Below are 19,463 nucleotides of genomic sequence, written 5' to 3' on the forward strand. Positions count from 1 at the left end.
ACCCGCGGGCCGACGGCGCGGAATCGGTTCGGCGGTGGACGGGCCGACAGACGACGGGACCGGGACGGGGATCGGGGAACTGTGATGAAGACCGAAGCAGGCGCTGCGGGCGAGGCCGACGGGCCCGCACCGGGGCCGCCGGCCGGACCACCGCCCGGCGGCGACGCCTCACCCGGCGAGGCGCCCGAGGCGTCGCACGACGAGTCCCCCGACGAGGCGCACGAACCGCCCGCGCCGCAGCCCGGTCGCCAGGGCCTCGCCGCCCTCTCCCCGGGCGGCCGGGTGGCCGCCTCGCTGGCCCTCGCGGGCATCGCCGTCGTCGCGTGCGTCCACGTCCTGATGGTGTTCCTGCACGTCGCCCCGTCGAACACGATGACCAAGCGGCACGGCAAGGTGGTGGACGCATGGGTCTACCCCGAGTTCGAGCAGAACTGGAAGCTGTTCGCCCCCAACCCCTTGCAGCAGAACATCGCCGTCCAGACCCGGGCCGAGGTGCGCGCCTCCGACGGAAAGCTGCGCACGACCGGCTGGTACGACCTGTCCGCCCAGGACGGCGCCGCGATCAAGGGCAATCTGCTGCCCAGCCACACCACGCAGAACGAACTGCGCCGCGCCTGGGACATCTACCTCGGCTCGCACGACGCGCAGAACCGGGCGACCAGCCTGCGGGGCACGCTCTCGGAGCAGTACATGCGCCGCATCCTCGTGCTGCGTCTCGACCGGCTCGGCGTCGGCGGCAAGGGGGACGTCATCGAGCGCGTCCAGATCCGTTCCCGGTCGGTCACGATCGCGCCCCCGAAGTGGAGTGACGAGAAGGTGAACCAGAAGCCGGTCTACCGGCAGCTGTCCTGGTGGACGGTGACCTCGCGCGACGCGCCTCTCGACAGCGGCGCGCACGTGCGCGCGAAGGACGACCGGACGGACGGTGCGCGATGAGCGGCTTCCAGCAGCAGGCGGCGCCGGAGCCCACCGGCGCCCCCGCGCAGCAGGACGGCAGGGGCCTCGGGCAGCGCGTCTCCGATGCGCTGAGCACCGGCGTGGAGCGGGTCACCGCCACCGCGCTCGGCCCCTACCAGACCGCCGTGGTCCGCATCGGGTTCTCGGCGACCTGGCTGCTGTTCCTGCTGCGCGAGTTCCCGCACCGCCAGGAGATGTACGGCCCCGACGCCCCGTGGAGCTGGGGCATGGCGCAGCAGCTGATCGCGGACAACGGCGCCTTCACCGCGCTGATGTGGTCGGACGGTCAGGCGTGGTTCGAGATCGTCTACGTCGTCGCGATGCTCGCCTCCGTCCTGCTGCTCCTGGGCTGGCGCACCCGCACCATGTCGGTCCTGTTCATGGTCGGCGTGCTGTCGCTGCAGAACCGCAGCGTGTTCATGGGGGACGGCGGTGACAACGTCATCCACCTGATGTCGATCTACCTGGTCCTCACCAGATGCGGACAGGTGTGGTCGCTCGACGCGCGCCGGGCGGCACGCGCGCGTGAGGGCGCGCTCGGGGCCTCGCGTGCGGACCGGGCGGGACCCGTCCTGTGGTGGGTGATCGGGCTCGCGCTCTCGGCGATCACGTTCACGGGCCGGATGAGCGTCGGCTGGCTGTTCTTCTTCTGGGGGCTGTGGATCGTCCAGGGGCTGTGGTGGTTCACCAACCGCGGCCCCGAGCACGGTGACGCGCGCCGGCTGTTCGACGTCGTCGCCAACGCCGTGCACAACACGGCGCTGCTGATCATCATGATCGAGGCGTGCCTGATCTACGCGACGGCCGGCTGGTACAAGATCCAGGGCGGCCGCTGGCAGGACGGCACCGCGGTCTACTACCCGCTCCACCTGGACTACTTCTCGCCCTGGCCCGCTCTGGGCGATCTGCTCAGCGCGTTCGGCCCGATGGTGATGCTCGTGACCTACGGGACGGTCATCGTCCAGGTCGCCTTCCCGTTCACGGTCTTCAACCGCAGGGTCAAGAACATCCTGCTGATCTTCATGATCACGGAGCATGTGTTCATCGCGATCGTGCTGGGCCTGCCTTTCTTCTCGCTCGCGATGATCGCCGCCGACGCGGTGTTCCTGCCGACGTCCTTCCTGCGGTGGGTCGGCGGCCGGGCGGCACGCGCGCGTGAGCGCGTCGTCGGCGGGCGCTCGGGCGGTCGTGCGGTGGTGCCGGAGCAGCGCCCGGCGCAGGACGCCGAGCCGGCGGCGGTGCGCACGTAGGCTTCCTGCCATGAGCGGGACGAGCACGGCGGACGGGCACAGCGGACTCCACGAGGGCGCCGGCGGTGCCCTCGGCGCCGAGGAGGCCGTGCGGGCCTGGCGGCGCGCGGCCGACACCGCCGTGCTCCTCGACGGGTTCCACGCCCTCAAGCACGCCCTGCGCTTCGGCGCCGACGTCCCCGTCGCGCTCGCCGTCGACAAGGCGGCGGCGCGCGCCCTGGCCGACGATCTCGCGCCCGATGTCGCGCAGGACCTGGCCGCGCGGCTCGTGGAGGTGCCGGGCGACGTGCTGCGCGCGCTCGTGCCGCGGCTGCACCCCACCGGGGTCGCCGCGCTCGCCGGCCGTCCCGCGCGCGCCGGGAACCTGGCCGCCGTCGGCCGGCCGGGACGCACCACCCCGGTCATCGTCCTCGACGAGCCGCGCAACCTCGGCAACGCGGGCGCCGTCATCCGCCTGGCCGCCGGGTACGGGGCGGCCGGTGTCGTCACGACGGGCAGCCTCGACCCCTGGCACCCCACCGTCGTCCGGGGCGGGGCCGGGCTGCACTTCGCGACCGCCGTGGAGCGGCTGACCGTCGGCGAACTGCCCGACGGGCCGCTCTACGCGCTCGATCCCGAGGGCGCCGACATCCGCGGCCTGACGCTGCCGGACGACGCGCTGCTCGCCTTCGGATCCGAGCGCAGCGGCCTGTCCGACGCCCTGCGCGCGCGGGCCGACCACCTGGTGTCCCTGCCGATGCGGCCCCAGGTCTCCAGCTACAACCTGGCCACCAGCGTCGGCATGACCCTCTTCCACTGGAGCGCGCACAGCACGCACGCGCCCTAGCCCTAGCCCTAGGAAAAGCCCTGAAGCCCTAGACGCCGTCGCGCCGGACCTCCACCACCCGGAAGCGGTTCGCCACGAAGGCGCCGTCGCACAGCGCCGCGTTCGCCGCCGGGTTGCCGCCCGAGCCGTGGAAGTCGGAGAACGCCGCCGTCTGGTTCACGTACACCCCGCCCGTCAGGTTGAGCGAGAGCTGGGCGCACTCCTCCAGGCAGACCTCCTCGACGGCCTCCGCCACGTCGTCGGAGGTGGTGTACGCGCCGACCGTCATGGCGCCCTTCTCGCGCACCGTGCGCCGCAGCAGCTCCAGCGCGTCCCCGGTGGAGTCCACGGCGACCGCGAAGGAGACCGGGCCGAAGCACTCGCTCATGTACGCGGCCTCGGCGTCCGGCTTGGTGCCGTCGAGCTTCACGATCACGGGGGTGCGCACCACCGCGTCGGGGAACTCCGGGTTCGCGACCTCGCGTGAGGGCAGGGCGACTTCACCGAGTCCGGGCGCCGCCTCCAGGCGTGCCTTGACGTCGGGGTTCACGAGCGCGCCCAGCAGTGCGTTCGCCCGGGCGTCGTCGCCGAGCAGGCCGCCGACCGACGCCGCGAGGTCCGCGACCACGTCGTCGTACGACTTCAGGCCCGCGTCGGTGGTGATGCCGTCGCGCGGCACCAGCAGATTCTGCGGGGTGGTGCACATCTGGCCGCTGTACAGGGACAGCGAGAACGCGAGGTTCGCCAGCATGCCCTTGTAGTCGTCCGTGCTGTCGATGACGACCGTGTTGACGCCCGCCTTCTCCGTGTAGACCTGCGCCTGGCGGGCGTGGGTCTCCAGCCAGTCGCCGAAGGCCGTCGAGCCCGTGTAGTCGATGATCCGGATCTCGGGGCGGACGGCGAGGCTCTTCGCGACGCCCTCGCCGGGGCGCTCGGCGGCGAGCGCCACCAGGTTCGGATCGAAGCCCGACTCGGCGAGCACCTCGCGGGCCGCCTGGACGGTGAGCGCGAGCGGCAGCACCGCGCGCGGGTGGGGCTTCACCAGGACGGGGTTGCCGGTGGCGAGGGAGGCGAACAGGCCCGGATAGCCGTTCCACGTCGGGAAGGTGTTGCAGCCGATCAGCAGCGCGACTCCGCGCCCGACCGGGGTGAACTCCTTGGTCAGCAGCAGGGGATCGCGCTTGCCCTGGGGCTTGGACCACTGCGCCGCGTCCGGGGTGCGCACCTGCTCCGCGTACGCGTACGCCACCGCTTCCAGGCCGCGGTCCTGCGCGTGCGGGCCGCCCGCCTGGAACGCCATCATGAACGCCTGGCCGCTGGTGTGCATGACCGCGTGCGCGAACTCGTGCGTGCGGGCGCTGATCCGGGCCAGGATCTCCAGGCACACCACGGCCCGCAGCTCGGCGCCCGCCTCCCGCCACGCGCGCATGCCCGCGCGCATGGCGGGCAGCAGCACGTCCACGTCCGCGTGGGGGTACGTGATCCCCAACTCGATCCCGTACGGCGAGACTTCACCGCCGACGAAGTCGTCCGTGCCGGGCTGTCCGAGGTCGAGGCGGGTGCCCAGCAGGGCGTCGAAGGCGGCCTTGCCCTCGGCCATGCTCAGGCTGCCGCCCTCCGCGTCGCCTCCGTAGGCCTTCGGGTGCTCGGGGTGCGGGGACCAGTACGCGCGGGTGCGGATGGTGTCCAGCGCCTGGTCGAGGGTGGGCCGGTGCTGGGCGATCAGATCGTGCGCGGTGCTTTCGGCGGCGGCCATGGCGGACCAACTCCTCCTCGGCGCCGGCTCCTCGTCGAGCCGACGGGCTGGGTGGGACCGGGCGGTACGGGGCTGGGCGACGACACCCAGCAAGAGTTAGAGTAACCGAACGATCGGTCGGGACAAGGGCGCGGGGAAAAGCTGTGGAAAACCCGCCCATCGAGCCCCGGAGACCCGGGGCGGACGCGGGTACGGGAGGATCACGCCATGACTGCACATGACCGCCTCGTCGGCGTGGTCGGCACCGGCACCATGGGTCAGGGCATCGCCCAGGTCGCGCTCGCGGGCGGCCACCCCGTCAGGCTCTACGACGCCGTGCCGGGCCGGGCCCGCGCGGCCGCCGAGTCGATCACCGCGCGACTCGACCGGCTCGTCGAGAAGGGGCGCATGGGCGCCGAGGAGCGCGACGTCGCCGTCGCGCGCCTGGAGCCCGCGCAGACCCTCCACGAGCTGGCCCCCGCGGCCCTCGTCGTCGAGGCCGTCCTGGAGCGACTGGACGTCAAGCAGGACCTGTTGCGCGAGCTGGAGGACATCGTCGGCGACGACTGCCTGCTCGCCACGAACACCTCGTCCCTGTCCGTGACGGCGATCGGCGGCGCGCTGCGCGTCCCCGGACGCTTCGTCGGACTGCACTTCTTCAACCCCGCGCCGCTGATGCCGCTGGTGGAGGTCGTCTCCGGCCACGCCACGGACGTCACCGCGGCCACGCGCGCGTACGAGACCGCCCGCGCCTGGGGCAAGACCCCGGTGGCCTGCGCCGACACCCCCGGCTTCCTGGTCAACAGGATCGCGCGGCCCTTCTACGCCGAGGCGTTCGCGGTCCACGAGGAGCAGGGCGCCGATCCCGCCACCATCGACGCGGTGCTCCGCGAGAGCGGCGGCTTCAAGATGGGCGCCTTCGAACTGACCGACCTCATCGGCCAGGACGTGAACGAGGCGGTCACCCGTTCCGTGTGGGAGGGCTTCTTCCAGGACGCCAAGTTCCGCCCGTCACTGGCCCAGCGCCGGCTCGTCGAGGCGGGACGGCTCGGGGTCAAGTCTGGCCAGGGCTGGTACACGTACGGGGACGGTGAGGAGCGGGCCGAACCGCACACCGCCGCCCCGGCCGCCCCGCCCGCGCACGTGACCGTCGAGGGCGATCTGGAGAACGCGGGCGAGCTGATCGCGATGATGCGCGAGGCGGGCATCGAGGTCACCCAGGAGGACGAGGACAAGGGCACCCGGATCGTGCTGCCCGGGGGCGGCCAGCTGGTGCAGGCGGACGGACAGACGTCCATCGAGTTCCGCGACGTCGTCTACTTCGACCTCGCGCTCGACTACCGCTCCGCGACCCGCATCGCCCTGGCCGCCTGCCAGGACGGCAACCCGCGCACCCTGCGCGAGGCCGTGGGGCTCTTCCAGGCGCTCGGCAAGGAGGTCAGCGTCATCGCGGACGTCCCCGGCATGATCGTCGCCCGTACGGTCGCCCGGATCATCGACCTGGCGCACGACGCCCTCGCGCGCGGGGTGGCCACCGAGGAGGACATCGACACCGCGATGCGGCTCGGCGTCAACTACCCCCTCGGCCCCTTCGAATGGAGCCGCAAACTGGGCCGGAACTGGGCCTGCGGCCTGCTGGAGGAGCTGCGCGACCGGGACCCCTCCGGGCGCTGCGCGCCGTCCCTCGCCCTGCTCAGGCACTCGTACGACCCCAAGAAGTGGGAGGGCTCCGCGTGACCACAGCACGGCGTGACACCTACACCCCGCAGTCCCTGCTCGCGGTCGCCGTGACCGTCTTCAACGAGCGCGGCTACGACGGCACGTCCATGGAGCACCTGTCCAAGGCGGCCGGCATCTCCAAGTCGTCGATCTACCACCATGTGACGGGCAAGGAGGAGCTGCTGCGCCGTGCCGTCACCCGGGCGCTCGACGGCCTCTTCGGGATCCTCGACGAGCCGCCCGCGCGCGAGGGGCGGGCGGTCGAGCGCCTGGAGTACGTCACCCGGCGCATGGTCGAGGTGCTGACCGGCGAACTGCCCTACGTGACGCTGCTGCTGCGGGTGCGCGGGAACACCGAGACCGAGCGCTGGGCGATGGAGCGGCGCCGGGAGTTCGACCACCAGGTCGCCGAGCTGCTCAAGGCGGCCGCCGCCGACGGCGACGTACGGGGCGACATAGAGGTACGGCTCGCGACCCGGCTCGTCTTCGGAATGATCAACTCCATGGTGGAGTGGTACCGGCCGGGCCGCGGCGAGCTGGACAGCGCCGAAGTGGCCGAGGCCGTCGCGAAGCTGGTCTTCGAGGGGCTGCGCAAGGAGGGCTGAGCACGCCCTCAGCCGTCCGCCGGACCCCCGTCCGCCACTTCCCCCGTGGCCCCCACAGCCCCCACAGCGCCCACGGCCCCCACATCGAGGGTCTCCTCCTCGAAGACCAGCAGCGTGCGCGTGCTGAGCACCTCGGGGATGGCCTGGAGCTTGGTGAGGACCAGTTCCCGCAGCGCCCGGTTGTCGCGGGTGTGCACCAGGATCAGGACGTCGAAGTCGCCGCTGACCAGAGCGATGTGCGCGGCCTCCGGCATCCGGCGCAGCTGGTCGCGGACCGTGCGCCAGGTGTTCTGGACGATCTTGAGCGTGATGTACGCGGAGGCGCCCTGACCGGCCCGTTCGTGGTCGACACGGGCCCCGAAGCCGCGGATGACGCCGTCGTCGATGAGGCGGTTGATCCGCGCGTAGGCGTTCGCGCGTGACACATGGACGCGCTCGGCCACGGAGCGTATCGAGGCGCGCCCGTCGGTCCGCAGCATCTGCAGGATGTCGCGGTCGATGGCGTCCAGGGGGCGGGCCCCGGAACCGTCGGCCATTTGTTCAGATGCCATGTGCCCCCGCCTCCTTACCATGGACGTACTGCATTCATCTCAGGCTGTGGAGAACCGTTTGTCCACAGCCTGGAGGGGCCTGTAGCCAAAATGTGCCGACGACCGAACAATCGGTAGGTGAGGCGGGTCACATCCGACGCGCTCTCGAACCGCTCCCACGAGGAGGTGTCGTCATGACGGTCATGGAACAGCGGGACGCCCGCACCGCACCCGTTCCGCCGCCCGCCTGGCAGCCCCGCACGGACCCCGCGCCGCTGCTGCCGGACGCGGAGCCGTACCGGGTCCTGGGCACCGACGCCGCCGCGCAGGCCGATCCAGGGCTGCTGCGCCGGTTGTACGCCGAGGTGGTGCACGGCCGCCGGTACAACGCGCAGGCGACGGCGCTGACCCGGCAGGGCCGCCTCGCGGTCTACCCCTCCACGACCGGCCAGGAGGCCAGTGAGGTGGCCGCCGCGCTCGTCCTCCAGGAGCGCGACTGGCTCTTCCCCAGCTATCGCGACACGCTCGCCGCCGTCGCCCGGGGCCTCGACCCCGTCCAGGCGCTCACGCTGCTGCGCGGCGACTGGCACACCGGCTACGACCCGCGCGAGCACCGCATCGCCCCGCTGTCCACGCCGCTCGCCACCCAGTTGCCGCACGCCGTGGGCCTCGCGCACGCCGCCCGGCTCAAGGGCGACGACGTGGTGGCGCTCGCCATGGTCGGCGACGGCGGCACCAGCGAGGGCGACTTCCACGAGGCGCTGAACTTCGCCGCCGTGTGGCAAGCCCCGGTCGTCTTCCTCGTGCAGAACAACGGGTTCGCCATCTCCGTGCCGCTCGCCAAGCAGACCGCGGCGCCCTCCCTGGCCCACAAGGCCGTCGGGTACGGGATGCCGGGCCGCCTGGTCGACGGGAACGACGCGGTGGCGATGTACGAGGTCCTCGCCGACGCGGTCGCCCGCGCGCGTGAGGGGCACGGTCCGACGCTGGTGGAGGCCGTCACGTACCGCATGGACGCGCACACCAACGCCGACGACGCGACCCGCTACCGCACCGACGCCGAGGTCGAGACCTGGCGGGCGCACGATCCGATCCTCCTCCTGGAGCGCGAGCTGACCGAGCGCGGGCTCATCGACGAGGCCGGCGTCCAGGCCGTGCGCGACGACGCGGAGACCATGGCGGCCGGGCTGCGCGAGCGCATGAACCAGGACCCGGCGCTCGACCCGATGGACCTGTTCGGCGACGTGTACGCCGAGCGGACCTCGCAACTGCGCGAGCAGGCCGACCAGTTGCGGGCCGAGCTGGACGCCGAGGCGGAAGGGGGCCAGGCATGACCACGGTCGCGAAGCCGCCCGCGGCGCAGCCCGCCAAGCCCGCCACCATGGCGCAGGCGCTGGGCCGCGCCCTGCGGGACGCCATGGCCGACGACCCGTCCGTGCACGTCATGGGCGAGGACGTGGGCACCCTGGGCGGTGTCTTCCGGATCACCGACGGGCTCGCCAAGGAGTTCGGCGAGGACCGCTGCACCGACACCCCGCTGGCCGAGGCGGGCATTCTCGGCACCGCGGTGGGCATGGCGATGTACGGGCTGCGGCCGGTCGTGGAGATGCAGTTCGACGCGTTCGCGTACCCCGCGTTCGAGCAGCTGGTGTCGCACGTCGCGCGGATGCGCAACCGCACGCGCGGCGCCCTGCCGATGCCGCTCACCGTGCGCATTCCCTACGGCGGCGGCATCGGTGGCGTCGAGCACCACAGCGACTCCTCCGAGGCGTACTACATGGCGACGCCGGGCCTGACCGTCGTCACCCCGGCCACGGTCGCGGACGCGTACGGCCTGCTGCGGCAGTCGATCGCCTCGGACGACCCGGTGGTGTTCCTGGAGCCCAAGCGGCTCTACTGGAGCAAGGACGACTGGAACCCCGAGCGGCCGGCGGACGTTGAGCCGATAGGCAAGGCGGTGGTCCGACGACCCGGGACCGGTGCCACGCTCATCACGTACGGACCGTCGGTGCCCGTCTGCCTGGAGGCGGCCGAGGCGGCCCAGGCGGAGGGCTGGGACCTCGAAGTGATCGACCTGCGCTCGCTGGTGCCGTTCGACGACGCCACGGTGGCCGCGTCCGTGCGGCGCACCGGGCGCGCGGTCGTCGTGCACGAGTCGACCGGCTTCGGCGGTCCGGGCGGGGAGATCGCGGCGCGGATCGGTGAGCGGTGCTTCCACTATCTCCAGGCGCCGGTGCTGCGGGTGGCCGGGTTCGACATCCCGTACCCGCCGCCGATGCTGGAGCGGCACCATCTGCCCGGAGTGGACCGGGTGCTCGACGCGGTGGCGCGACTGCAGTGGGACCAGTGAACATGGGACCCGTGACAGGGCCGGCGAGGGGTCCGGTGAGGGACGGTGGGCTGATGGCGCAGGTGCTGGAGTTCAAGCTGCCCGATCTCGGGGAGGGACTCACCGAGGCGACGATCGTGAGCTGGCTGGTGCGCGTCGGTGACGTGGTCGCCGTCGACCAGCCGGTCGTGGAGGTGGAGACCGCCAAGGCGATGGTCGAGGTGCCGTGTCCCTACGGGGGCGTGGTCACCGCCCGCTTCGGCGACGAAGGGTCCGAACTGCCGGTCGGGGCGGCGCTGTTGACGGTCGCCGTCGGCGCGGACGGCGCGGACTCCGCACCCGGCGGTCCGGCTCCGGCGGCCTCGACGCAGGCCCCGCGGGACGCGGCCCGGAAGAAGCCGGACGAGTCGGGGAACGTGCTGGTGGGGTACGGGACCAGCGCGGCGCCCGCCCGGCGCAGGCGAGTGCGGCCCGCGACGGCGAACGGGGTGTCCGAGCGGTCGGTGCCCGAGCGGCGTGCGCCCGAGCGCGCCGAGTCCGCCGCCGCGCCGGTCGGGGAGCAGGGCGCGGAGCGGACCACGGGGCCGGTCGCCGTGATCTCGCCGCTCGTGCGGAGGCTTGCGCGGGAACACGGCCTCGACCTGAGCCGGTTGGCCGGCTCGGGGCGCGACGGGCTCATCCTGCGCTCGGACGTGGAGCGGGCGGTGGCGGAGCGGTCGACGGCTCCGGAGACCATCACAGCCGCGCAGACCACCACCGTCCCCGAGACCGGCACAGCCCCGGAGACCACGACGGCCCCGGGCATCTCGAACGCGCCGCAGGGCCACCGCACCCCCCTGCGCGGCATCCGGGGGACCATCGCCGACAAGCTGTCCCGCAGCCGTACCGAGATACCCGACGCCACCTGCTGGGTGGACGCCGACGCCACGGAGCTGCTGGCCGCGCGCGCGGCGATGAACACCGCGACCGGCCCGTCCGCCGGGCCGAAGATCTCGGTCCTGGCGCTGCTCGCCCGGATCTGCACGGCGGCACTGGCCCGCTACCCGGAGCTGAACGCCACGGTGGACACGGCCCGCCGCGAGATCGTCCGGCTGGACCAGGTGCACCTCGGGTTCGCGGCGCAGACCGAGCGCGGCCTCGTCGTCCCCGTCGTACGGGACGCCCACACGCGCGGCGCCGAGTCGCTGAGCGCCGAGTTCGCGCGGCTCACCGACAAGGCCAGGACCGGGACGCTGACGCCGGGGGAACTCACCGGCGGCACCTTCACGTTGAACAACTACGGGGTGTTCGGGGTCGACGGCTCCACCCCGATCATCAACCACCCGGAGGCGGCCATGCTCGGCGTCGGCCGGATCGCGGCCAAACCCTGGGTGCACGAAGGGGAACTGGCGGTCCGCCAGGTCGTCCAGCTCTCCCTCACCTTCGACCACCGGGTCTGCGACGGCGGCACGGCGGGCGGTTTCCTGCGGTACGTGGCGGACTGTGTGGAACAGCCGGCGGTGCTGCTGCGCACGCTCTGACCGGGGCCGCGCCCCGCTGACCGGGCCCGCTCCGCCGAGTCGGTGTCCCCCGGGGTGGCAATGATCGGTTCTGCGCCCATACTCGGGGGATGACCGAAGCCGCCACGCCCGGCCCGCGCAGCGCGCCCGCGTACGACGCCGTCGTCCTCGCGGGCGGCGCCGCGCGGCGGCTCGGCGGAGCCGACAAGCCCGGGGTGCGGGTCGGCGGTCGCGCCCTGCTCGACCGGGTCCTCGCCGCCTGCGCCGGGGCCCGGGACACCGTCGTCGTGGCCGCGCCCCGACCGACCGCGCGCCCGGTCCGCTGGGCCCGCGAGGAGCCGCCGGGCGGCGGGCCGCTCGCCGCCCTGGCAGCGGGAGTTCGGGCCCTCGACGACCCGGCGCGGGACCGGCCGGACACGGTCGTCGCGCTCTCCGCCGATCTGCCGTTCCTGGAGCCGCGCACCGTACGGCTGCTGCTCGACACGCTCGCCGAGCAGGACGCCGAAGGGGCGCTGCTGACCGACGGCGAGGGCCGGGACCAGCCGCTCGTCGCCGCCTATCGGGTGGCGGCGCTGCGCCGGACGCTGGACGCCCTGACGGGGGAGCACGGGGCGCTCACGGGCCTGCCGTTGCGGCTGCTCACCCGGGATCTGCGGCTCGCACGGCGCACCGATCCCGTCGCTCCCGCCGCCTCCTTCGACTGCGACACCTGGGAGGACATCGCCGCCGCCCGATCACGGATCAGGGAGCATGGGCACGTGTTGGATGAATGGATCTCCGCAGCCAAGGACGAACTGGGCATCGACCTGGACGTCGACACCGGCGTCCTGCTCGATCTCGCCCGTGATGCCGCGCACGGGGTCGCGCGCCCCGCGGCACCGTTGACGACGTTCCTCGTCGGATACGCGGCCGGGCGGGCGGGCGGCGGCCCCGAAGCCGTGGCCGCGGCCGCCGCCAAGGCCGCCGCGCTCGCCAACCGGTGGGCCGAGGAGGCCGCCGCGGCGGACGCCGAGTCCGGCGACGCGGGATGAGCGGCCCGCACGCGCGGTCCGCGCACGCCGACCCGCTGGACGGCGACGTCGAAGAGGCGCTGGCCCTGGCCAACGGCGGCCGGAGCGGGCCCCGGCCCGACGACGCCCCGACCCCGCCCCCGGCCCCCACCGCCCCCGCCTCTCCGCGGACGCGGAGCTCCGCGCCCGCCCACCCGGAGCGCGACCGGCAGCCCGCACCTCCCGGCGCCCGCCCGGCCCCCGACACCCCGCACGCGCCCCACGGCGCGCACGGCCACGGTGAGGGAACGTCCTGGACCGCCGCCCGTCGCGCCGCCGCCCGGGCGGGCCGGTCCGCGGCCGAGCACCGGGCCCGCACCGCCCGCGCCGCGCAGCACCCGGCGCCGGCACCCCCACCCCGTACGGCGGAACCCCGCGTCTCCGCCGCCCTGGCCGCCAGTGCCGTGGACGCGCTCGACGCCATCGCGCCCGTCCCCGTGGACGAGAACCAACTGCCGCTCCCCGGGCTGCCGTTCGCCGACCACACGCCACCGCCCGCCCCGCCCGCGGCGGAGCCCGCCGCGACCGAGCCCGCGCGGATCCCGCCCGGCGCGACCAGCTCCCCGCTCGACGAGGCCCTGGGCCTCGTGCTCGCCGCGCCCCTCACCGCCCTGACCGACCTGCCGTCCTTCGACACCTCGGCGATGGACGGCTGGGTCGTGGCCGGGCCGGGCCCCTGGGACGTCCGGGACGAGGGGATCCTCGCCGGGCACGAGCCGCCGCCGAGGCTCTCCGACGGGGAGGCGGCGGCGATCGCGACCGGCGCCCGGATCCCGCCGGACACCACCGCCGTCATCCGGTCCGAGCACGGACACCTCGACGACCAGGGCAGGCTGCACCCGCGGCGCGACGTCACGCACGGGCAGGACATCCGGCCGCGCGGCCAGGAGTGCCGCAGCGGGGAGCCGCTGCTGCCCGCGGGCTCGGTCGTCACCCCGGCGGTCCTCGGCCTGGCGGCCGCCGCGGGCTACGACGAGCTGGTGGTCGTGGAGCGCCCCCGGGTCGACGTGCTCGTCCTGGGCGATGAGCTGCTGACCTCGGGGCGGCCCCGCGACGGACTGATCCGGGACGCGCTCGGGCCGATGCTGCCGCACTGGCTGCGCGCGCTCGGCGTCGAGGTCACGGCCGTGCGCAGGCTCGGCGACGACCCGAAGGCGCTGCTCAAGGCGGTCCGGAAGTCCACCGCCGACCTCGTCGTCACGACCGGCGGCACGGCGTCCGGCCCCGTCGACCACGTCCACCCCACGCTCCGCGCCCTCGACGCGGAACTCCTGGTGAACGGGGTCGCGGTCCGCCCCGGCCACCCGATGCTGCTCGCCCGCCTCGACGAGGGCCGGCACCTCGTCGGCCTGCCCGGCAACCCGCTCGCGGCCGTCTCCGGACTGCTCACCCTCGCCGAACCGCTGCTGCGGGAGCTGTCCGGCCGGGCCGGGCACCAGGAGCCGTACAGCGCCCCGCTCCACACCGCCGTCCACGGACACCCGGGCGACACCCGCCTGGTCCCCGTCGTCGTACGGCAGGACGAGGGCAGCGGGCACGAGTGGGCGGTGCCGCTGCGCTACAACGGCCCGGCCATGCTGCGCGGCATCGCCGCCGCCGACGCCCTCGCGGTGATCCCGCCGGGCGGCGCCCAGGAGGGCCAGGAGGTCGAGATCCTCGACCTGCCCTGGTCCTGGGGGTCACGATGACCGCCGAACCCCGTACCGCCCACTCCCACATATCCGGGCCCCGCCCGGCCGGAGCCCGCACCGCCGGGTTCCGGCCCACCGGGGCCCTCGACCCGCGCGCAGAAGAAGGGTGTTTCACGTGAAACTGGCCGGCCATGACGCCATGGCGCGCCAAGCCGACGAGCGTACGACGACCTACCGGGTGAAACTGCCCCGCCGGGTCGTCGAGCGGCCGCTGCGCCAGGTCGCCCGCCGGGTCCTGATGGCGCTGACCGTGCTGCTGGCCACCGCGATGATCGTGTGGGCCGACCGAAGCGGCTACAACGACACGTCCGACGGCACGGTCGACCTGCTCGACTCCTTCTACTACGCGACCGTCACCCTCTCCACGACCGGCTACGGCGACATCGTGCCGGTCAGTGACTTCGCCCGCCTCATCAACATCTTCATCATCACGCCGCTCCGCGTGCTCTTCCTGATCATCCTGGTCGGCACCACGCTGGAGGTCCTCACCGAACGGACCCGTGAGGAATGGCGTCTGAACCGCTGGAGGTCCACCTTGCGTGACCACGTCGTCGTCGTCGGTTTCGGAACCAAGGGCCGCAGCGCCGTGGAGACGGTCTGCGCCACCGGACTGAAGCCCGAGCAGGTCGTGGTCGTCGACCCCAGCGGCAAGGCCATCGAGGCCGCCACCGCCCTCGGCTACGCGGGCGTCACGGGCGACGCGACCCGCAGCAGCGTGCTGCTCCGGGCCGAGGTGCAGCGGGCCCGGAAGATCATCATCGCCACGCAGCGCGACGACACGGCGGTCCTGGTGACGCTGACGGCACGGCAGCTGAACCGGGCCGCGAAGATCGTCGCCTGTGTGCGCGAGGAGGAGAACGCTCCGCTGCTGCGCCAGTCGGGCGCCGACGCGGTCATCACCAGCGCCAGCGCGGCGGGCCGCCTGCTCGGCCTGTCGGTGCTCAGCCCGCACGCGGGCATGGTCATGGAGGACCTGATCCAGAAGGGCAGCGGCCTCGACCTGGTCGAGCGGACGGTGACCAAGCCCGAGGTCGGGCTCAAGCCGCGGGACACCGACGACCTGGTGGTCAGCGTCGTCCGCGGCCACCGCATGCTCGGCTACGACGATCCGGCGGTCGGCACGCTCCAGCTCACGGACCGGCTGATCACCATCGCGCGGGTCACGCCGACCCGGCAGGTGGTGCCCGACACGAAGCCGTTGCCGTAGGGGGACGGGAGTAGCCTCGCGGCCATGTATGCGATCACGATCCCGGAACCCGGCGGACCCGAGGCGCTCGTCTGGACGGAGGTCCCCGACCCCGTGCCCGGCGAGGGCGAGGTCCTCGTCGAGGTCGTCTCCAGCGCCGTCAACCGCGCCGATCTGCTCCAGCGGCAGGGCTTCTACAACCCGCCGCCCGGCTCCTCCCCGTACCCCGGTCTGGAGTGCGCGGGCCGGATCACCGCGCTCGGCCCCGGGGTCGGCGGCTGGTCGGTCGGCGACGAGGTGTGCGCGCTGCTCGTCGGCGGCGGTTACGCCGAGAAGGTCGTCGTCCCCGCCGGGCAGCTGCTGCCGGTGCCCAGCGGCATCGACCTCGTCACGGCCGCCGCGCTGCCCGAGGTGACCTGCACCGTCTGGTCGAACGTCTTCATGATCGCCCACCTGCGCCCGGGGGAGACCTTCCTGGTGCACGGCGGGTCCAGCGGCATCGGCACCATGGCGATCCAGCTGGCGAAGGCCGTCGGCGCCAAGGTCGCGGTGACCGCGGGCACCAAGGAGAAGCTGGACTTCTGCGCCGAGCTGGGCGCGGACATCCTGGTGAACTATCGCGAGCAGGACTTCGTCGAGGAGATCCGCGAGAACACGGCGGGCGCGGGCGCCGACGTCATCCTCGACAACATGGGCGCCAAGTACCTGAACCGCAACGTGGACGCCCTCGCCGTCAACGGCCGGCTCGCCATCATCGGCATGCAGGGCGGTGTCCAGGGCGAGCTGAACATCGCCGCGCTGCTCGGCAAGCGCGGTGCCATCACGGCGACGACGCTGCGGGCCCGCCCGCTCGCGGAGAAGGCGGCGGTCGTCGCGGCGGTGCGCGAGCACGTGTGGCCGCTGATCGAGGGCGGGCACGTACGGCCGGTCGTCGACCGCAGCCTGCCGATGAGCGATGCGGGCCAGGGCCACCGGATCCTGGAGGAGTCGGGCCACATCGGCAAGGTGCTGCTGACGAACGCGTAGCGCGTCACGCCCGCGGCGCCGGGCTCAGCGGCGCAGGCGCAGCGCCAGGAAGGCGATCCCGAGCCCGGTCAGCAGCAGCCCCGCGCCGAGCGGAAGCACGTTGGCGAGCGGTCCGCCCAGTCCCCGCTGCACGACGGGCTGCCGTGCGGCGGAGGGCCGCTCGGTGTCGCGGGGCTCGGGGGTCGCGGCCGGTTCGGACGGCGGCGGTTCGGGCTCTGACTCCTCCGGCGCGGGCAGCTCCCGGCCGGGCGGCGTACGGCCCACCCCCGCCCGGCTGCCGGCGAGGGATTCGCGCGGCGAGGGCTCGGCCGCGTGGGCGAGATCCCCCGGCGATCCCGGGACGAGGAAGAGCAGTAGGGGCAGGGCGAGCAGGACGGCCAGCGTGCCGGCCGTCCACCGAAGCCGCCCCATGCCTGCCCCTTCCGCCGCGCGCCCTGGGACCGACCGTCCCCCTGGGACCGATCGCCCGATGCCTGCGCTAAGCCTCACATAGCTGGATAAAACGGGCACGCCGGATTTGGGGTCTGCCGAGACGGTGGATCAGCCCGTAACGGGGGCACCACGGTCATGAGAGTGCTCGGTGCGAGAGAATGGCGGCATGGAGATGCCGAGGAACGAACAGTCGCCGGAGAACCCGCAGATCTTGGTCGTGGGCCAGGACGGAATGGCTCTGGGTGGCGGCTCAGACGACGGCTCCCGCGAGGTCCCGGTGACGGAGATGGTGGAACAGCCCGCCAAGGTGATGCGGATCGGCAGCATGATCAAGCAGCTGCTCGAAGAAGTGCGCGTGGCTCCGCTGGACGAGGCGAGCCGGCAGCGGCTCAAGGAGATCCACGCCAGCTCCGTCAAGGAACTGGAGGACGGGCTCGCGCCCGAGCTCGTCGAGGAGCTGGAGCGGCTCTCCCTGCCCTTCACGGACGACGCGACGCCGACCGACGCGGAGCTGCGCATCGCGCAGGCCCAGCTGGTGGGCTGGCTGGAGGGCCTCTTCCACGGCATCCAGACCACGCTGTTCGCCCAGCAGATGGCGGCGCGGGCCCAGCTGGAGCAGATGCGCCGCGCGCTGCCCCCGGGCGTCGGCGGCGGCGAAGAGGACGAGGACCCGCGCACGGGCGGCCGCTCGGGCGGCCCCTACCTGTAGGACGCACCGGTACGGGAGACGGGTCCGGCCCGCGCGAGCAGCGCGGGCCGGACCCGTCTTCCGTGCTGTCACCACCCGGCGTGAGCTTCGCCACCGGACATCGGGGCGGGATGCCCGTTACGTGACCGTTATGCCGGGCGGTGGTCAGGGGACCGGCACAGAATTGGCGCGCACGATTTGCATGGCCTGCACGCCAACGGGTTTGATGTCCGGTCCGTCTCGGGCCGGGGCGGTGTCCGGAGCCTGTAGCGTGGCCGCGACGGAGACCGTAATTCACAACCGCGCGTACTCCGACGGGATGCAGGAATCCGGCAGCGCGCACAGAAACGACGGCGAGGACCGATGGCACAGGCAGGCGCTCAGGGCCCGTCCGACCCCGAGTCGACTGGCGGCGGTATGTCAGACGCGCCGGAGATGTGGGGCAACGGCGGGCTCGTCGGGGACGGCCGGTACCGGCTGACCCGCAGACTCGGCCGGGGCGGCATGGCCGAGGTGTTCGCGGCCGAGGACGTACGTCTCGGGCGCACCGTCGCCGTCAAGCTGCTCCGCTCCGACCTCGCGGAGGACCCGGTCTCCAAGGCCCGCTTCACGCGCGAGGCCCAGTCGGTCGCCGGCCTGAACCACCACGCGGTCGTCGCGGTCTACGACTCCGGTGAGGACTACGTGAACGGCTCGACCGTTCCGTACATCGTCATGGAGATCGTCGAGGGCCGCACCATCCGCGACCTCCTCCTCAACGCCGAGGCGCCGGGCCCCGAGCAGGCGCTGATCATCGTCTCCGGCGTCCTCGAAGCGCTCGCGTACTCGCACCAGCACGGCATCGTGCACCGCGACATCAAGCCCGCGAACGTCATCATCACCAACACCGGCGCGGTGAAGGTGATGGACTTCGGCATCGCGCGCGCCCTGCACGGCGCCCAGTCGACCATGACGCAGACCGGCATGGTCATGGGCACGCCCCAGTACCTCTCCCCCGAGCAGGCGCTCGGCAAGGCCGTCGACCACCGCTCGGACCTCTACGCGACCGGCTGCCTGCTCTACGAACTCCTCGCGCTGCGGCCCCCGTTCACCGGTGAGACGCCGCTGTCCGTCGTCTACCAGCACGTCCAGGACTCCCCCGTGCCGCCCTCCGAGGTCTCGGACGCGGTGCCGCCGGAGCTGGACGGCCTCGTCATGCGCTCGCTCGCCAAGGACCCGGACGACCGGTTCCAGACGGCCGAGGAGATGCGCGGGCTCGTCCAGTACGGGCTCCAGATGCTGTACGAGCAGGGCGGCCACACCGGCACCTGGAACACGGGCCCGGTCGGCATGCACGAGGGCGGCGGCACCCCGGCGATGGGCGTCGCGGCCACCACGGCCATGCAGCACCCCGACAGCGGCACCGCCGCCCAGCCGATGCTGCGCCCGCCGGGCGACGACGGCGGTTTCGAGGGCGGCGGCAACAGGGGCGGCGGCCGCGGCAAGCTGTGGATCGTGGCCGTGCTCGCGGTGATCGCGATCGCGGTCGGCGTCGCCTGGGCGGTCAGCAACAGCGGCGGCGACGGGGGCGGCGGGACGAAGCAGTCGCCGACGCCGACCAAGTCCGAGACGAAGAAGTCCGAGGAGCCCTCGGACGAGGCGACCACCGAGGACACGGACACGGGCGACACCGGCGACTACACCAACCAGCCCCCTCCGGAGCAGACGACGCAGTCGACGCCCACCCGCCAGCCGACCAGCGAGGCGCCGTCCGACACGGGCTCGCCCACGGACGGCACGGACGGCGGTCAGAACACGGGAGGCGGCGGCACCGACGGCGGTACCGACGGTGGTGCGGACGGCGGCGCCGACGGCGGCACGGACGCCGGTACGTCGGACGGCGGCACGGACGCCGGGGCGACCGAGGGCAGCACGGCGGGGAACGGCGGCGCGACGCCGACTCCCCCGACGGCCACCCCCTGA

Annotated in this window: 17 protein-coding genes; 14 read left to right on the forward strand and 3 right to left on the reverse strand. The window is 73.4% G+C overall.

All coding sequences use genetic code 11. The annotated features are described in order from the left end of the window. Positions 1–84 precede the first annotated feature (84 nt). The 3 genes from ABZ930_RS03760 to ABZ930_RS03770 are packed head-to-tail and all read left to right on the forward strand — an operon-like array spanning position 85 to position 3,033. Positions 85–936 (forward strand): DUF5819 family protein, encoded by an 852-nt coding sequence (locus tag ABZ930_RS03760; RefSeq protein ID WP_361540849.1) that lies wholly within the window; start codon positions 85–87, stop codon positions 934–936. Next, the gene (locus ABZ930_RS03765; RefSeq protein ID WP_361540852.1) at positions 933–2,207 is read left to right on the forward strand and encodes an HTTM domain-containing protein; all 1,275 of its coding nucleotides are present in this window, start codon (positions 933–935) and stop codon (positions 2,205–2,207) included. Before ABZ930_RS03760 ends, ABZ930_RS03765 begins: the two co-directional genes overlap by 4 nt. A gap of 10 nt (positions 2,208–2,217) precedes the next feature. Then, positions 2,218–3,033: a TrmH family RNA methyltransferase gene (locus ABZ930_RS03770; protein WP_361540855.1), complete on the forward strand. Its 816-nt coding sequence runs from the start codon at positions 2,218–2,220 to the stop codon at positions 3,031–3,033. A 28-nt stretch (positions 3,034–3,061) separates the two neighbouring features. Here ABZ930_RS03770 and paaN read toward each other — a convergent pair whose 3' ends face one another. Next, a complete protein-coding gene (gene paaN, locus ABZ930_RS03775; protein WP_361540858.1) occupies positions 3,062–4,768 on the reverse strand; it encodes a phenylacetic acid degradation protein PaaN in 1,707 nt (568 codons plus the stop codon). Positions 4,769–4,975: 207 nt separating this feature from the next. Between paaN and ABZ930_RS03780 the strand changes: the two genes are divergently transcribed. After that, positions 4,976–6,484: a 3-hydroxyacyl-CoA dehydrogenase gene (locus ABZ930_RS03780; RefSeq protein ID WP_361540861.1), complete on the forward strand. Its 1,509-nt coding sequence runs from the start codon at positions 4,976–4,978 to the stop codon at positions 6,482–6,484. Then, positions 6,481–7,071 carry a TetR/AcrR family transcriptional regulator gene (locus ABZ930_RS03785; RefSeq protein WP_361540864.1) on the forward strand — a complete coding sequence of 197 codons (591 nt, stop codon included), beginning with the start codon at positions 6,481–6,483 and terminating at the stop codon, positions 7,069–7,071. The genes ABZ930_RS03780 and ABZ930_RS03785 overlap by 4 nt, the downstream gene beginning before the upstream one ends. Before the next feature lie 8 nt (positions 7,072–7,079). Here ABZ930_RS03785 and ABZ930_RS03790 read toward each other — a convergent pair whose 3' ends face one another. Next, complete coding sequence (locus tag ABZ930_RS03790) at positions 7,080–7,622, reverse strand: Lrp/AsnC family transcriptional regulator (protein WP_361540867.1); 543 nt, start codon at positions 7,620–7,622, stop codon at positions 7,080–7,082. Between the two features lie 173 nt (positions 7,623–7,795). Here ABZ930_RS03790 and pdhA point away from each other — a divergent pair, with 173 nt between their 5' ends. The 7 genes from pdhA (at position 7,796) to ABZ930_RS03825 (ending at position 16,381) form a co-directional block, all read left to right on the forward strand. Beyond that, entirely contained in the window at positions 7,796–8,935 is a 1,140-nt protein-coding gene (pdhA, locus tag ABZ930_RS03795; protein WP_361540870.1) for a pyruvate dehydrogenase (acetyl-transferring) E1 component subunit alpha, read from the forward strand. After that, positions 8,932–9,951, forward strand: coding sequence for an alpha-ketoacid dehydrogenase subunit beta (locus ABZ930_RS03800; protein ID WP_361540873.1), 1,020 nt, complete (start codon positions 8,932–8,934; stop codon positions 9,949–9,951). The genes pdhA and ABZ930_RS03800 overlap by 4 nt, the downstream gene beginning before the upstream one ends. Positions 9,952–10,004: 53 nt before the next feature. After that, positions 10,005–11,450 carry a dihydrolipoamide acetyltransferase family protein gene (locus ABZ930_RS03805; protein ID WP_361540875.1) on the forward strand — a complete coding sequence of 482 codons (1,446 nt, stop codon included), beginning with the start codon at positions 10,005–10,007 and terminating at the stop codon, positions 11,448–11,450. An 89-nt stretch (positions 11,451–11,539) separates the two neighbouring features. Further along, positions 11,540–12,460: an NTP transferase domain-containing protein gene (locus ABZ930_RS03810; protein ID WP_361540878.1), complete on the forward strand. Its 921-nt coding sequence runs from the start codon at positions 11,540–11,542 to the stop codon at positions 12,458–12,460. Next, positions 12,457–14,166 (forward strand): molybdopterin molybdotransferase MoeA, encoded by a 1,710-nt coding sequence (locus tag ABZ930_RS03815; protein WP_361540881.1) that lies wholly within the window; start codon positions 12,457–12,459, stop codon positions 14,164–14,166. The genes ABZ930_RS03810 and ABZ930_RS03815 overlap by 4 nt, the downstream gene beginning before the upstream one ends. A gap of 118 nt (positions 14,167–14,284) precedes the next feature. After that, positions 14,285–15,376, forward strand: a complete 1,092-nt coding sequence (locus ABZ930_RS03820; protein WP_361540884.1) for a potassium channel family protein — start codon at positions 14,285–14,287, stop codon at positions 15,374–15,376. 24 nt (positions 15,377–15,400) lie between these two features. After that, on the forward strand, positions 15,401–16,381 hold the full coding sequence (locus tag ABZ930_RS03825; protein ID WP_361540887.1) for an NAD(P)H-quinone oxidoreductase: 981 nt from the start codon (positions 15,401–15,403) through the stop codon (positions 16,379–16,381). Positions 16,382–16,405: 24 nt separating this feature from the next. Here the strand turns inward: ABZ930_RS03825 and ABZ930_RS03830 are convergent, their stop codons facing one another. Next, complete coding sequence (locus ABZ930_RS03830) at positions 16,406–16,792, reverse strand: hypothetical protein (RefSeq protein WP_361540890.1); 387 nt, start codon at positions 16,790–16,792, stop codon at positions 16,406–16,408. A 187-nt stretch (positions 16,793–16,979) separates the two neighbouring features. On the opposite strand from ABZ930_RS03830, the gene ABZ930_RS03835 reads away from it, so the two are divergent. Then, positions 16,980–17,522, forward strand: a complete 543-nt coding sequence (locus tag ABZ930_RS03835) for a bacterial proteasome activator family protein (RefSeq protein ID WP_361540893.1) — start codon at positions 16,980–16,982, stop codon at positions 17,520–17,522. Positions 17,523–17,864: 342 nt separating this feature from the next. Then, the gene (locus tag ABZ930_RS03840; protein ID WP_361540896.1) at positions 17,865–19,463 is read left to right on the forward strand and encodes a protein kinase; all 1,599 of its coding nucleotides are present in this window, start codon (positions 17,865–17,867) and stop codon (positions 19,461–19,463) included.

This window comes from Streptomyces sp. NPDC046716, assembly GCF_040645755.1.
Taxonomy (GTDB): domain Bacteria; phylum Actinomycetota; class Actinomycetes; order Streptomycetales; family Streptomycetaceae; genus Streptomyces.